The sequence below is a fragment of the Corynebacterium canis genome, from assembly GCF_030408595.1.
Lineage (GTDB): Bacteria > Actinomycetota > Actinomycetes > Mycobacteriales > Mycobacteriaceae > Corynebacterium > Corynebacterium canis.
The window spans coordinates 1,083,841-1,098,966 of record NZ_CP047080.1 but is presented as its reverse complement, the minus strand read 5'-3'; the positions used below and the strand labels follow the sequence as shown (position 1 = coordinate 1,098,966).

General features: G+C 60.5%; 8 protein-coding genes. 6 read left to right on the top strand and 2 right to left on the bottom strand.

Going from position 1 to position 15,126, the window contains the following annotated elements; all coding sequences use genetic code 11:
* Positions 1 to 26: 26 nt before the first annotated feature.
* Entirely contained in the window at positions 27 to 1,532 is a 1,506-nt protein-coding gene (locus CCANI_RS04870) for an ABC transporter substrate-binding protein (RefSeq protein ID WP_146324491.1), read from the bottom strand.
* A 481-nt stretch (positions 1,533 to 2,013) separates the two neighbouring features.
* On the opposite strand from CCANI_RS04870, the gene CCANI_RS04865 reads away from it, so the two are divergent.
* A complete protein-coding gene (locus CCANI_RS04865; RefSeq protein ID WP_146324490.1) occupies positions 2,014 to 3,807 on the top strand; it encodes an ABC transporter ATP-binding protein in 1,794 nt (597 codons plus the stop codon).
* The gene (locus tag CCANI_RS04860; protein ID WP_146324489.1) at positions 3,804 to 5,549 is read left to right on the top strand and encodes an ABC transporter ATP-binding protein; all 1,746 of its coding nucleotides are present in this window, start codon (positions 3,804 to 3,806) and stop codon (positions 5,547 to 5,549) included. Before CCANI_RS04865 ends, CCANI_RS04860 begins: the two co-directional genes overlap by 4 nt.
* Positions 5,550 to 6,220: 671 nt before the next feature.
* Here CCANI_RS04860 and CCANI_RS04855 read toward each other — a convergent pair.
* Positions 6,221 to 7,129 carry a 2-dehydropantoate 2-reductase gene (locus CCANI_RS04855; protein WP_146324488.1) on the bottom strand — a complete coding sequence of 303 codons (909 nt, stop codon included), beginning with the start codon at positions 7,127 to 7,129 and terminating at the stop codon, positions 6,221 to 6,223.
* A gap of 65 nt (positions 7,130 to 7,194) precedes the next feature.
* Between CCANI_RS04855 and CCANI_RS04850 the strand changes: the two genes are divergently transcribed.
* From CCANI_RS04850 to CCANI_RS04835, 4 genes are all read left to right on the top strand, one after another.
* Positions 7,195 to 9,912, top strand: a complete 2,718-nt coding sequence (locus CCANI_RS04850) for a cation-translocating P-type ATPase (protein WP_146324487.1) — start codon at positions 7,195 to 7,197, stop codon at positions 9,910 to 9,912.
* Positions 9,913 to 9,982: 70 nt separating this feature from the next.
* Positions 9,983 to 10,906, top strand: coding sequence for a DUF808 domain-containing protein (locus CCANI_RS04845; RefSeq protein WP_146324486.1), 924 nt, complete (start codon positions 9,983 to 9,985; stop codon positions 10,904 to 10,906).
* Between the two features lie 97 nt (positions 10,907 to 11,003).
* Positions 11,004 to 12,614 (top strand): inorganic phosphate transporter, encoded by a 1,611-nt coding sequence (locus CCANI_RS04840; RefSeq protein WP_146324485.1) that lies wholly within the window; start codon positions 11,004 to 11,006, stop codon positions 12,612 to 12,614.
* A gap of 4 nt (positions 12,615 to 12,618) precedes the next feature.
* A complete protein-coding gene (locus tag CCANI_RS04835; RefSeq protein ID WP_146324484.1) occupies positions 12,619 to 14,994 on the top strand; it encodes a DEAD/DEAH box helicase in 2,376 nt (791 codons plus the stop codon).
* Positions 14,995 to 15,126 lie beyond the last annotated feature (132 nt).

Sequence of the window (15,126 nt, the reverse complement as noted above, 5' to 3'; positions counted from 1 at the left end):
CGCAATGGGGTAGGTAGCACGACGCGCTACGGGGTGGTAAACACCGGCGCGCCCTGGGACATGATCACATCCGGGGTGCCCTTCACCCGACCATGCAGCGTATCCTGCACACCCCACAGCACCGTGCCGCCCTCTTCGGCATAGGTCTTGGACAGCGAATCAACTAGCTTCTGGCGTTCCTTCGCGTCCACCGTGGCGCCGATCTCCGCAAGCTTGGCATCCCATTCGGCGTTCTTGCCCCAGCCAGACATATTGAACACACCGTTAGTTCCGGAGGTGAATTGCAGACCGTACTCCGTGGGGAAATTCTGCAAATACGTTGCGAACAGCGGCAGCTTCATCAGCGCGGGGATATCGTTGTAGTAGGTGGCCGGATCGCGCTCATCTACCTTAAGCTTCACACCCGCCTCATCCAATTGCTCGGCGATCAGGTGCGCAGCATCGTTCATCCCGGGGCTCACATCGGCGGTGCTCAGGGTAAGCTCCGTGATTCCGGCCGCCGCAAACAACTCCTTTGCCTTAGCGACGTCGCGCTTTGCCCGCACGCTCTCGGGGTAGCCGTCCATGCCCTTACCGGGCAAATCGTCGCCGGGTTGGCCGTGGCCGTCAAACAGCGTCTTGGCAAGCTTCTCGCGATCGATCGCCAGTTTGAATGCTTTGCGGGCGTCCACATTATTAAACGGTGCCACGTCGGTGTTCAAGAACACGCCGAGGTTCTTGGCATCCGACGGGCCGGCGGACCAAATCTCTGTATCCCCGGTCAACGTTTTAGCCGCCACCACCGGCAGATCCAATGCAAGATCAATTTCCCCCGAATTCACGGCGCGAATACGAGCATCCGCGTCCGCAATCACACGCACCTCGAGCATCTCCGAAAGGCGCTTATCCTTGGGAAAATGCTCATTCGCCATAAACGACCAGCCATCAGCGGCGGAACCGGATTCCTTTACATAAGGGCCCGAACCAATCCCCTTTGCTGGATCCCCATCCTTAAACACCAAACTCGATTTGGCCAAAACGCTTTCAATAAAATCGGCGCGCGGCTGATACAGCGCCAAAACCACAGTGCTATCGTCCTTCGCCTCGCTCTTGTCCAAATCAACGCTGGCCAATTGCGAGCCAAGCTTTTGCGAATCCGCAGTAAAACGCAACGACGCCAATACATCCTTCGCGGTCACTGGGGAACCATCCGAGAACTTCGCGCCATCGCGCAAAGTTACAGTCCATTCGGTGGCATCATCATTCGGCTTCGCCGTGGTGGCCAACTGCATACTCGGCCCCGTTGCGGCAGTAACCACTAACGACTCAAAAATCGCGTAAATCCCCGCCCACGTTGCCGTGCCCGAAGCAGCCGACGGATCCAACTCATCACCCGGATTACCAATCGCCGCTACGCGCAATGTGGTTTTCGCCTCATTGCTAGCGGCAGCATCACTATCAGCGTCCTGCTGCGAACACGCAGCAAACACAGACCCGGCGAGGGCCACGGTGGTACCGGTTGCAAGCAACTTGAGAAATTGACGACGCTCCATGGAACAACAGTTTCCTTCCAATGCGGAATAATATTCGAAGTTAGGTTAGCTTATACTAAGCTAAAACTGCGTGTAGGCAGCCCCGAAACACCCCCTATTGTACAATATTGAAATCGCTTTCCAATAAGACCTCGCGAGTACACCTCCAGACGATCGCCCTCCCGTGCATCACCCCCTGTGCAAACAAACTGAACCGAATGACACAAACTACCAAATCATTGCCAAGCCAAAACCTATTTACATGAAAATCTGCTACTTTTCACATAAGAATCAGTGGAAATGCATGCTCATATATAACCATTGTGTTCTTTCTTTTCGAGGAAGAATTCTTTGCAAAAGGTAGAGTGGAGTGCATGTTCACCGTGCAGAACATCGTTTTCTCTGGCGGTATTGATCTTGGCTGCACGGTGATTTGATCACCCCCAGATTTGATCACCCCCAGTGGTAAGTGTTGTAAAACCATGACACGAGGTACGTAATTATGAATGATGCTGGCCCAGATTACCGCAGCGCGTTACGGCTGGTTCGCGCCCATATGGATGGCCATTGGGCAAGGCTCGCAGCCGCCGCTGTACTCGCGATTTGCAGCGCAATGTTCGAGATAATCCTCGCTTCATTAGTCTGGCAAGCCCTAGCGGCCATTATTGAACGAACGGAGCCCGCCCCCGTTGACACTGGGCGGATTATCGGCGCGCTAGCATTTTTTGCACTGATCTCAGTGATTGCACAGCAAGTCTTTTTTGGATTATCTACCGCCGTGTCCCATTTAGTTGCCTTCGATGTACTGGCAACGATCCGCAAACGTTTAGGCAGCACCTGGGTAGCCACTCCCGTAGGTCGCCTTTCGCAACAGCATTCGGCTTCCGCAAAGACCCAAGCCATTGATCATTGCGAACGGCTCGAGGTGTTTATCGCGCATGCAGTGCCGGAAACCACCGCATCTGTCGCCGTATGGATAGTGGTCACCATTTGGCTATTCACAGTAAATCCTTGGCTTACATTGGCCACAATTGCTCTTATCCCTGTGGCGTTTTACACCATGCTCCGTGCCATGCGCGCAAATGGGCATCGGATGGGCGAATGGGTCGCCGCGACCGGAGAAATGAACGCGGCGATCATGGATTTCCTCACCGCACTGCCGGTAGTACGCACGTTCAATCGTATCGGCGATTCCCACGAACGCACCGCCACCGCTGTGCGCCGCAACGCACAACTGCAAAGCGACTGGGGGCGGGCCTTTGTCCCCTGGGGATCGCCGTTTTCAACCCTAGTGGTTTCCGGGCTGGTGCTTATTACCCCCATCGGAATATGGCTTTATCAGGCCGGCAGCGTCGACGGCACCGAACTGGCACTCTTCTTCGTGCTCGGGCCGATCTATAGCCTGCCTTTAGTAAAGATTTTCTACCGCATGACGGCGCTTCCACTCCTCGCCAGCGGCGCACAAGAAATCGCCGCCGCCCTCGCGGATGCGGACCAAAAGGAAGCCGACTACGCTCCAGCCGAAGACCTAACTCACGAAATCAAGTTCGAGAATGTCTCATTCGCATACGAACCCGGACACGAGGTCCTTAAAGACATCAGCTTTACCATTCCCGCAGGGACCACCACCGCATTAGTCGGCCACTCCGGCTCGGGAAAATCCACGCTTGCAGAACTCCTCCTCCGCTTCCACTCCCCCGCAAGCGGCACGATCAGCATCGGGGGACGCGACGTCGATACGCTCAGTGACGCAGACCTGTACCGCAATATAGCCGCTGTGTTCCAACGCCCAATGCTGCAAGCAGGTTCGATTCGGGCCAATCTCACGCTGGCCAAACCCGAAGCCAGCGAGCAAGAATGCAGCGCCGCCCTGAACGCCGCCGAATTGCAACAAGTCATCGCCGAGCTGCCCGACGGGTTAGACACACATTTGGGCGAATCCGGCGAAGGGCTTTCGGGAGGCCAAAAGCAACGCCTAGCCATCGCCCGCGCACTGCTGGCGGACCGGCCGATCGTCATTTTGGACGAACCAACCGCCGCCACCGATGCGGAGACAGAGCTCATGCTGCAACGGAGTATGAGCACGCTACTCAGCGGCACAACGAATCTGATCATCGCCCACCGCCTGCGCACGATAGTCAATGCAGATCAAATAATTGTTCTAGAACAGGGAAAGATCGCCGAACGCGGAACGCACGACGAACTTGTCGCCAGCGGCGGGATTTATGCGCACATGTGGGCGGACCACACGGCGGCCAGCGACGTAGCATTACGAGGCACAAAGGAGCAAGCATGAACACCTGGAAACTCTTGTGGAGGCTCTCCGGATCCGCCCGCACGGCCGCATTCGGAGGCGTGATTTTGCGCGTGCTGCAATCGCTATGCCTCGGCTTGGCATACAGCGCGGCGATCATGGTGGTGATGCGCATCGTAGCGAACGAACGTTTGAACTCAGGGCAAATCAGCCGCGCACTCCTGCTCTGCGCCATTTCCCTGGTAGGCCAATTAATCTGCGGATTCTTCGCCGCGCGACTGTCTTGGCTCGCTTCCTTCCAGGCCGTAGCGGAAATGAGACTCGCGCTTCTCGACCACATTCGCACGGTCCCCATCGCGTCGATAAGTCGTACCCGCAGCGGCGACCTCGGCACCCTGCTTAGCACAGACTTGCAAACCGTCGAAAATTTCCTTAGCGAAAGCTTTCCGCGTCTCGGGCAAGCAATCGGCCTTCCGCTCATCGTCATCATCGCGCTCAGCCTGCAAGACCCCGTACTCGGCATCGCGTTCGGAGCCAGCATCCTAGCGGCCCTCCCAGTAGCCATGTGGTCAGGCAAACGTATAGGCGAACTCGGCGATGAGCGCCAACGTGCACAAGCCGCCGCAGCCTCCCGCATGATCGACACCGTACGCGGCATGCCCATCCTCCGCGTCTTATCGACGCCGCGTGCCGTGCTCACCTACTTCAATGACGCCGTCGACGACTTCCGCCGCATCAGCGTCATCATGGTATACCGAATCGTCGTGCCCTCCGTCACCACATCATTAGTGATCTTCCTAGGCGTCCCGCTCGTGCTCAAAGTGGTGGGAGCGCGCTCGCTGCCAAACGAAGAATTCCTCCTCGCGGCTGCCGTGCTCGTGCTGGTATTAAACGTGTACCAGCCGCTGATCGGGATTATCGGCACCGCCGAAAGCTGGAGATTGTGCGAGGCCTCGCTGCGGCGTGTCCACGCGATCCTGCAAATCTCCGCCCAACCAACGCCCACCGGTGCCGCGCCGGAAATCACAGATACCACCATAGAGTTCGAAAACGTAAGCTACGCGTATCCTGACGGAACTCACGCCCTAAACGACGTTTCCTTTACCGTCCCAACCGGCAAAATGCTGGCAATCGTCGGCCCCTCCGGTTCCGGAAAAAGCACCCTACTGAACCTAATCTCCCGCTTCAACGACCCCACCGCGGGCACCATCCGCATCGGCGGTGCGAACATCACTGACATCCCATCCGAAAACCTATTCGACCTGGTGAGCGTAGTGTTCCAAGGCGTCCACCTGTTCCCCGGCACCGTCGCCCACAATATCGCCATCGGCGCTCCCGATGCCTCCAAAGAACAAATCATCGCAGCCGCGAAGGCCGCCTGCGCCGACGAATTCATCCGAGAACTTCCCAACGGATACGACACAATCCTTGGCGAAGACGGTGCCGGACTTTCCGGCGGCCAGCGCCAACGCCTCTCCATTGCCCGCGCCCTACTCAAGGACACTCCGATCGTGATCCTCGATGAAGCCACCTCCGCCGTTGACCCGGGTGCCGAGCTCGCGATCAACAAGGCCCTATCCGAACTCCTGACCGGTCGCACCGTAATCGTGGTCGCCCACCAACTTCGCACAATCACCGCCGCCGACGAAATCCTCGTACTTGACAATGGCTTTGTCCGCGAAACCGGAACGCACGAAACCCTCCTGAAACAGGACGGCCTGTACGCCAACCTTTGGCGTAGCCTCTCCCGAGCCGAAGAATGGACCATCAAATCCCAGCCCTAATCCACACAGCCGTAATTCACAAAGCCCCGAAACGGAAACGTCTTCCCGCTTTCCGACCGCCACAGCCGCCCATTGCCGAGAAAGATCATGCGCCACCCATTCTTCCATTCTAAGACCCTTTAAAGGCCCCGCCCATAGGCCACTATCCCCAATCGCAGATACACCCTAATTGTCAAGTGCACAACCTATCCCAAAAGCAAGAGTTGAACGGTGTCTACCGATATTTTTTACATCAAAATCCCGAAATCTGTGTAAAACATATCGCACCAGGCCACTCAGGCCGCCTCGGATGATGAAAATTACACTTAAATCCGCGTTTCGTGTGTAAAAAACTTCATGCGCAGCACACAACCTATCCGCGAGGGCCCCTCGGCGGCCATTTTGCCAGCAATCCACGCGGGAAATCGGAAGACCGCGCAGGACATCGGCGCACCATGTGGCGGATGTGGCGAAACTAGCTTTTCGTTGCAGGTGAGGCGAAAGAGATCCAAAGAGGAGGATGTGGCGGATTGAGTCGCCTGTGGCAGATGAGGCAGATCGAGCGGTCGGCCACCACAGCTTGGCAACCAAACAGTCTGGGAAGCAGCAGCCACCCCAAACGCCTCTCACCGGCGGGCGCGCAGCAGGGCGCAGCCAAAGTTGCAGCGCCACCTAGCCACCCCAAGCACCTCTCACCGGCGGGCGCGTAGCAGGGCGTAGCCGAAGGCGAAGCGGGGCGTGGGCACGTCAAAGCTTCGAGCAAGTTTGCTAATCGCGCCGATTTGGGCTCCCAATTCGGCGGCCGCACCGGCAAGCAAGTCGCGCTGCAGGGAAGAGGTGGATGTCGGCGGCATGGCGGCGGCAAATGCCATGGTGTCGGCGACGATATCGGGCGGCAATGCGACCCCGGCGCCGCGGGCGGCGGCTTCGACTTCGGCCATGAGGCAGCGGAGTTCGTGGGCAAGGAGTTCGTCGGCAAGCATGTCGCCCAGTGGCTTCCCGGTAAGCGCCCCTAGCAGGCTAAATGAGGAAACGAACATGGCTTTCGCCCAGATATCTTGCCAAATATCGGGATGCACCACCGCCGCCACCCCGGCCGCGCTGAGCCGCCGGGCGAATTCTTCGGCCAGCTCGCTCCGTTCGCCATCCCAGGTGCCAAAGGTGAGGGAAAGCGGCCCGCCGTGGAATTCCACCACCCCGGGCCCGGTGTGGTGCAGGAATCCTCGCACTACGCCGGGCCACACACGACCAGGTTCGCCAACTAGTTCTAAAGCCGCGTGGGGCGCACCGACCGCGTTTTGCAGGGTAATCACGGTCGCCCCAGGGCTCAACCCGGCCAACCCGGCGAAGGCATCCGTGCCGTCCAAAGCCTTCGTGGCTACGAGCACGATGTCACAGTCACCGGCGGCGGCGAGGGAAGGATAGGCGGGGATGGTAACGCGGCGCGGGGGATGCGGGACGTCGATAAGCGTCATGCCGGTTTGCTGCAGTACGTCGAGGGTTTCCCCGCGGGCGACTACGGCTACGTCTTCTCCTGCCTCGGCAAGCCGGCCCGCGAAGTATCCGCCGACGGCCCCTGCCCCTATAACCACGATGCGCATGGTTAAAGTCTAGCGTTTACCTGCGTTAACGGCGGCGCCGGGTTGCTGAGCCTAGCATGGGTCGCATGCCGCATTCAGAACCGTATATCACAGATGCTGCGTCTGTTTCCGCTGAGTTAGGCGTGGATCCGGAGGTTGGTTTGTCTGCCGCCTCCGCCGCCGAGCGCCTTGCGGAACATGGTCCCAACGAGCTCCGGGCGAAGAAGCCGGTGCCGCTGTGGCGCAAGATTTTGAAGCAATTCCAGGACCCGCTGGTTTACCTGTTGTTCGTCGCTATGGCCATCGCTTTGGCCGCGTGGTGGGCGGAGGGGGGTGAGAGTGTGCCCGTGGATACGATTGTTATTGGCTTGATCGTGTTGGCTAATGCTGCGTTGGGCTTTAGCCAGGAGTCGAGGGCGGAGTCTGCGGTGGCGGCGTTGGCTTCGATGACGGCCGCGACTTCGACGGTGTTGCGTGATGGCCGGCAGGCGCAGGTGCCGTCTGCGGAGTTGGTGCCGGGCGACGTGTTGCTGCTCGCTGAGGGCGACGCCGTGGGTGCCGACGCCCGCCTGGTCACCGCCACCAGTTTAACGGTACAGGAGGCCTCGCTGACCGGCGAATCGGAGGCCAGCACAAAGGATCCACGCACGTTGGAGGGCACGATCGCTTTGGGGGACCGCGCCAATATGGTGTTTAAGGGCACGGCGGTGGTGCAGGGCGTGGGCACCGCCGTGGTGACAGCGACGGGCATGGATACGGAGATGGGTTCCATCGCCGATATGCTCGATCGGACGGAGCAGGAGGAGAGCCCGCTAGAGACGGAGGTAGCCCGGGTTTCGCGGCTGCTGGGGGCGCTGGTGGTGGCGATTGCGCTGCTGGTGATGGGCACGCTGGCGGTGTTGTATCGCGTGGATTCGGCCGAGGACCTGGTGGATATTTTGCTGCTGGGGGTGTCGTTGGCGGTGGCCGCGGTGCCGGAGGGTTTGCCGGCGATTTTGTCGCTGGTGTTGGCGATTGGCGTGCAGCATTTGGCGCGCCGGAACGCGATTATGAAGAACCTGCATTCGGTGGAAACCTTGGGCGCGGCGAGCGTGATTTGCTCGGATAAGACGGGCACGCTGACCCGCAACGAGATGACCATTCAGCGGGTGCTTACCGACGCCGGGGAGGTCAAGCTTTCCGGCGTCGGCTATGACCCTGCAGCTGGCGGCGTGGAATCGGGATCGGAAGCCGCGCTCGAACTGGCTCGCGATGTTGTGTTTGGCGGCGCGGTGGCCAATAACGCCCAGCTGGACGCGGATGGGATTATCGGCGATCCGACGGAGGCGGCCTTCTTGGTGGCGTGGCCGAAGCTGGCGGATGAGCGGGATCCGGGCGCGCTGCACCGGCGGGCGGAGGTGCCGTTTAATTCGGACCGGAAGATGATGTCCGTGCTCACCGATACGCACGTATTTTCTAAGGGCGCGCCGGATGTGCTGGCGCAGCGCTGCGCCCGGCTGCAAACCGCGGCGGGCCCGGTGGAATTCAGCGCGGAGCACCGGCGGAAATGGGCCGAGGTGATCGAGGACCTTTCCGCGCAGGGCTACCGCACATTGGGCGTCGCTGGGGGCGATGCCGCCGGCGACGAGCTCGTGGAGGATGGCCTGACCTTCCTCGGCGTGGTGGCGATCATCGACCCGCCGCGCACGGAGGCGATGGCGGCGCTGCAGCAGGCGCACGATGCGGGGATCCGCACGCTTATGATTACCGGGGACCACCCGGCGACGGCGCACAAGATCGCCACGGATTTGGGGCTGACCAAGACGGATCACGCGCTTTCCGGCCTGGAGCTGGACCAGCTGGATGAGGAGGGTTTCCGCGCGGCCGTGCAGGAGGTGGATGTGTACGCGCGCGTCACGCCCGCCCATAAGCTGCGGATAGTGGATATGCTGCAGGAAAAGGGCGCCGTGGTGGCCATGACCGGCGACGGCGTCAACGATGCCCCGGCGTTAAAGAGCGCGGATATCGGGGTGGCCATGGGGATCACTGGCACGGAGGTGACCAAGGAGGCCGCAACGCTCATACTTGCGGACGATAACTACGCCACGATCGTGGCCGCGGTGGATCGCGGGCGCGGGATCTTTGACAATATCGCCAAATTCCTGCGCTACCTGCTCAGCTCCAATATGGGCGAGGTAATCACGGTGTTCTTCGGCGTGGTGCTGGCCACCTGGTTGGGTCTCAGCCAGCCGGGCTCCGAGGAGGTGGCGTTGCCGCTGCTGGCCACGCAGATCCTGTGGATCAACCTGGTCACGGATTCGGGCCCGGCGCTGGCGATGGGTGTGGACCCTGCCGACGAGGACATTATGAAGCGCCGCCCGCGCGACCCGAAAAAGCCGATCATCGATCGCGATATGTGGAAGCGGGTGCTTTTCGTGGGTTCGATCATGGGTGCGGCCACGCTGCTGACCATTGATATCTTCCTGCCGGGCGGTTTCGTCGAGGGGCACCACACCCTGGATACCGCCCGTACCGCCGGCTTTACCGCCCTGGTATTCGCACAATTGTTTAATGCGTTTAATGCGCGTTCCACGTTCCGCTCCGCATTCCACCGCATGTTCAATAACCATTGGCTGTGGGCGTCCGTCCTATTGGGCATCGCGCTGCAAGTGGCCGTGGTGAATCTGCCGGTATTGCAAACGGCCTTTGGCACCACCGCGCTGAGCTTGGAGCAATGGTTCGTGGCGATCGCGATGGCCTCGACGGTGCTGTGGGCGGAGGAATTGGTGAAAGTGGTGCGGCGGGCGCGGCGTCGAGAAGCGTAGTACCGCTGGAGTTCTGCGAGCTTGTACACTTCGGGTGAGCAAAGAACCTAACTACCCCTGGAGTGTGACCATGCCCGGAGGACTCGCGGCACTGTTGGACGATGTCGCCCTGATTGCAAAAACCGCCGCTGCCAGCGTCGATGATGTCGCTGCGGCGGCGGGACGTACCAGCGTCAAGGCCGCCGGCGTGGTAGTTGACGACGCCGCCGTCACCCCCCGCTACGTCCACGGCGTCACGCCCGCGCGCGAACTGCCCATCATTTGGCGCATTGCCAAGGGTTCCCTGTTTAACAAATTGGTGATCATTCTGCCGGTGGCGCTGCTGCTGAGTTGGCTGGCGCCCTGGCTGCTCACGCCGATATTGATGCTCGGCGGCGCGTACTTATGCTTCGAAGGATCCGAAAAGGTGATCGAGAAGCTCGCCGGGGAGGAAGAAAAGGCGGAAACCGCCATCGAATCGGGGCCGGACGCGGAAAACAAACTGGTCAAGGGGGCGGTGACCACGGACCTTATCCTCAGCGCGGAGATCATGGTCATTTCCCTCAACGAAATCGCGGCGGAATCGCTGGGCATGCGCACCGCCGTCCTCATCGCCGTGGCGTTCGGCATTACCGCACTGGTGTACGGCGCGGTGGCATTGCTGGTCAAAATGGACGATGTCGGGCTAAAGCTCGCCGCCCGCGAATCCAATGGCGCACAGGCGTTCGGCAAGGGCTTGGTCGCGGCGATGCCGAAGGTACTGACCACCATCGCGGTGATCGGAACCTTTGCAATGCTGTGGGTTGGAGGTCATATCCTGCTCGCAGGTTCCGCCGAATTGGGCTGGCATGCCCCCTATGATTTCGTTCACCATATGACGGAGGCGGTGGAACACCTCGGTGGATTTGTAATGTGGCTGGTAGACACGTTCTTTTCGCTGATCGCGGGGGCGATTATCGGCGGCGCGCTCGCTGGCATCATGCACTTTATCAAGCACCGGAAGCAGCAGCACTAGCACCCCATTTCACAGTCAAATCTAGTGTGTACTTCCCATGCATTAGAATTTCAGTAATAGCCAAGCCATCCATCATCCACCTAAGGACCACGGCACCATGACGCAGGACGCGCTGAGTTCTCCGAGCGAGATTGCTGAGCAGAAAACCGAATCAGATTTCTGGTGGCACCTTTCATTCGGTGCATTATTAGCGGCATCGGCGATAACCTTCGGACTGTGGGCTTATGGTTCCATCGGCCAAACCACCCACTACTGGGTTTTGGCCTTGACCATTATTTTTGGCCTGTTTATGGCCTTCAATATCGGCGGCAACGACGTGGCCAATTCCTTTGGCACCAGCGTGGGCGCCAAAACGCTCACCATGAAACAGGCGCTGGTTATCGCCGCTATCTTCGAAGTCGGCGGCGCCATCCTGGCGGGCGGCGAGGTCACGGAAACGGTGCGCAATGGCATCGTGGACCTGCACGGGGTGAACCTGCAACCCATGGACTTTGTGTTCATTATGATGGCCGCACTGCTCGGCGCGGCGTTGTGGTTGCTGATCGCCACGCAAATGGGATGGCCGGTATCCACCACACATTCGATTGTCGGCGGTATCGTCGGCGCGGCCGTGACCATCGGGCACCGCACCAATACCGGCGGCTGGAATATCGTGCAATGGGACCAGATTGGCGAAATCGCCATGTCTTGGATCCTCTCCCCGCTGCTCGGCGGCATCGTGGCGTACTTTCTGTTTTTGGCCATTCAGCGGGGGATTTTGGTGTATAACCAGCGGGCCGACGAGCAGCTGGAGGAGATCCGCCAGGAGCGCGCGGAGCACAAGAAACGCCACAAGGCATCCTTTGAACGCCTGAGCGAAATGCAGCAATTGGCGTACACCACCGCCATGGTGCGCGATGCGGAAATTTCCCGCCGCCGCGGCTTTGACCGGGCGGATTTGGAAAGCGACTACTTCCGCGAATTGTACGAGCTCGACGACCGCGAACAGAACGTGAATGCATTCCGCGCCCTGCAATTGTGGGTGCCGCTGCTGGCGTCCCTAGGCGCCATGATGATCACCGCGATGATGCTGTTTAAGGGGCTGAAAAACCTGCACCTAAACATCGATAACGTGGGCAATATCATGATTATCGGCATGATCGGCGCGGGCGTCTGGATGGCCGTACGTGTGTTCGCACGCACCATTCGGAACATGGAGCTCAGCCGCGCCACCTTTATCATGTTCAGCTGGATGCAGGTGTTTACCGCCGCCGCATTCGCCTTTTCGCACGGTTCCAACGACATCGCCAACGCCGTGGGCCCGATCGCCGCGATTCTCGACGTTTTGCACACCGGTTCTATTAACGCCAAGGCCGCCGTGCCGCCGATCCTGCTCGTATGCTGCGGCGTTGCGCTGGTTTCCGGGCTGTGGTTTATCGGCCGCAAAGTGATTACCACCGTGGGCTCCGGGCTGACCCGAATCCACCCTGCCAGCGGTTTCGCCGCAGAATTGGCCGCCGCGACCGTGGTCATGGGGGCGTCCGTTTTGGGCCTGCCGGTGTCTTCTACCCACATCCTGATCGGCGCGATCCTCGGCGTTGGCATGGTCACCCGCTCTGCGAACTGGGGTTTGATGCGCCCGATCGCATTGGCGTGGGTGATTACGATCCCCGCAGCCGCCGGCATCGGCGCGCTCGGCGTCCTGGTATTGCGACTGATTTTCGGGTAGCCGCATGTACTCCGACCTGCACCGAATCCTCGACTCGATCGAACAGCAGGTCGCCGAGCTCCGCGCGCGCATTGAACAACTCGAGGCAGACAGCGTATCGACGCCCCCGCCTCCCGGAGCGCAGCCTGTTAGCCCGGCGCTGGGTGGTGCGCAGCCGGTTGGTGCGCAGCCCTCGTCGCCCGGCGCGGCGTCGACACCCGCAGCGCCACCGGTCACGGCGGTGCATGCGCGGGCGTCTTTGCAGGCGAAGATCGAACTATTCGAAACTCGGTTCCAAGGCCGGCGGGATGTGTACGCCTATAAGTGGGAGCACGGGGATCGGAAGGGTTGGAGCCCTTCGGCGAAGTATCGCGGCAGCACCGAATACCGCCCGCTTACCGAATCCGTGTTTGATAAGCATTTGCGTGGGGAGCTGTTTATCGGGATTTATCCGATGCTTACCGACGACACCACCTTCCTGCTGGCCTGCGATTTCGATGACGCGCATTGGCGGGACAACGCCCGCGCCTATGCCGCCGCGGCCCGCGCGCTGGGTGTGGATAGTTTGGTGGAGATTTCTTCCTCCGGCGAGGGCGCGCACGTGTGGATTTTCTTCCAACAGCCGGTGGCGGCGCGACTCGCGCGGGGCTTAGGTTTCCGCATTTTGCGGGACGCGATGGCGCAGCAGCCGAACATGGATTTCTCAAGCTACGATCGCTTCTTCCCGGCCCAGGACAGTTTGCCAATACGTTCGAAAGGCCGGGGGCGCTTGGGCAACCTGATCGCCCTGCCGCTGCAAGGAAAACATCGCAAACAGGGCACGACGGTATTTGTAGACCCCGAAACCTGGCAGCCCTATCCGGACCAGTTTTCGCAGCTGGCGAGCGTCCAGCCGGTGGACTTTCATTCCTTGGAGTTCGAAGCCCCGGTCATCGGCCCCGCCGCTGATCTTGGGCGTGGTGGGGAGCTCGGGCGTGGCGGGGAGCTCGGGCCGCGGCCGAGGCGTCGGACGTTGCGCACCGATGCCACCGTGCGGCTGACCGTGGATTCGCACCTGCGTGTGCCGCTGGAGGACCTGCCCGCGCCGATCATCGCGGCGTTGAAACACTTGGCGTGCCTGCCCAACCCGGAGTTTTATCGCCGGCAGGCGCAGCGCTACAGCACCTTTTCCATCCCGCGCTTTGTGGTGCGCTTTCACCAGGAAGGCGATACCCTGACGCTGCCGCGCGGCCTTGTGGACGAGGCCACGCAGCTGCTGGAATCCGCCGGCGCCACCGTTACGGTCAAGCGAACTCGCGCTCGAAAACGCATTGAGGTGGGGTTCTTTGGCACGCTCCGCCCAGAGCAGAGCCGCGCGCTCAAAGATTTGCTGAAGCACCGGACCGGCGTGGTGGTGGCCCCGCCTGGCTTTGGCAAGACGATCCTCGGCTGCGCCGCCATCGCCGAACGCGGTCTTCGCACGGCCGTTCTGGTCAACCGCAAGGAGCTTATCGAACAATGGCGCACCAGCATGGCCGAATTCCTGCATGTGGAGCCCGGTCAGCTCGGCGGCGGAAAGCGCAAGCTCAGCGGCGAGATCGACATCATTATGATGCAGAGCCTGGCGCATCGCGACGCCGACACCAGTCCGCTGGACGCCTACGACCAGATCATCGTCGACGAGTGCCACGCCGTCGCCTCCCCCGCCACCGAGGCCGCGCTTGTGGATGCCCGCGCCCCGTATTGGCTGGGCCTCACCGCCACCCCGTTCCGAGCCGATCAAATGGACGAATTGATCACAATGCACCTGGGGCCGATCCGGCACACCGCGCAGCCCGAAACCTCCGCCGCCCGCCGCGTGATCGTCCGCACCACGGAATTCACCACCGAGGAACCTGCCGACGATGGCGCCTCCATGAACGCAATCTACCGCGAGCTCGGCGCCGACCCCACCCGCAACGAGCTCATTGTCAAAGACATTTGCGACGCCGCGGACAGCGGACGCACCTGCATCGCACTGAGCAATCGAATCGAACATTTGGAAAGCCTGCAAGAGCTTATCTCCGCCCGCACACAGGTGCCGGTGCACCTGCTGCACGGGCAATTGCCTCCGCAGCAACGCAAACATACGTTGGAGATCCTGCGCGCCAGCACCGAACCCTTTATCCTGCTGGCCATCGATAAGGTCGCCGGGGAGGGGTTTGATCTCCCCCAGCTCGATACCCTGTTCCTCACCGTGCCCGTGTCCTTTAAAGGGCGCATTATCCAACAGACCGGGCGCGTGACCCGCAGCGATACCCCCGCCCTGGTCTATGACTATGTGGACGAAAACGTCCCGTGGCTCAAACACATGGCCGGACGCCGGCAACGCACCATGTCCAGCGAGGGCTTCGAGCAAACCCAAGAGATGCTGGACCTCTAACCTGAAGTGCCGCTAAACTATCACATGTTCTAGGGCGACCACTGGTGCGGCTGGTGGTGGCCGCGGCGTCGCAAAGCAACCAACGAAAGGGTATTCGGATATGCGGACGGTTCGAATGTGTGCACTAGGCTG

Excerpts from the sequence above, each read along its gene's own strand:
- CCANI_RS04835 (WP_146324484.1), top strand. The coding sequence starts at position 12,619 with ATGTACTCCGACCTGCACCGAATCCTCGACTCGATCGAACAGCAGGTC.
- CCANI_RS04865 (WP_146324490.1), top strand. The coding sequence starts at position 2,014 with ATGAATGATGCTGGCCCAGATTACCGCAGCGCGTTACGGCTGGTTCGC.
- CCANI_RS04855 (WP_146324488.1), bottom strand. The coding sequence starts at position 7,129 with ATGCGCATCGTGGTTATAGGGGCAGGGGCCGTCGGCGGATACTTCGCG.
- CCANI_RS04850 (WP_146324487.1), top strand. The coding sequence starts at position 7,195 with ATGCCGCATTCAGAACCGTATATCACAGATGCTGCGTCTGTTTCCGCT.
- CCANI_RS04840 (WP_146324485.1), top strand. The coding sequence starts at position 11,004 with ATGACGCAGGACGCGCTGAGTTCTCCGAGCGAGATTGCTGAGCAGAAA.
- CCANI_RS04860 (WP_146324489.1), top strand. The coding sequence starts at position 3,804 with ATGAACACCTGGAAACTCTTGTGGAGGCTCTCCGGATCCGCCCGCACG.
- CCANI_RS04845 (WP_146324486.1), top strand. The coding sequence starts at position 9,983 with ATGCCCGGAGGACTCGCGGCACTGTTGGACGATGTCGCCCTGATTGCA.
- CCANI_RS04870 (WP_146324491.1), bottom strand. The coding sequence starts at position 1,532 with ATGGAGCGTCGTCAATTTCTCAAGTTGCTTGCAACCGGTACCACCGTG.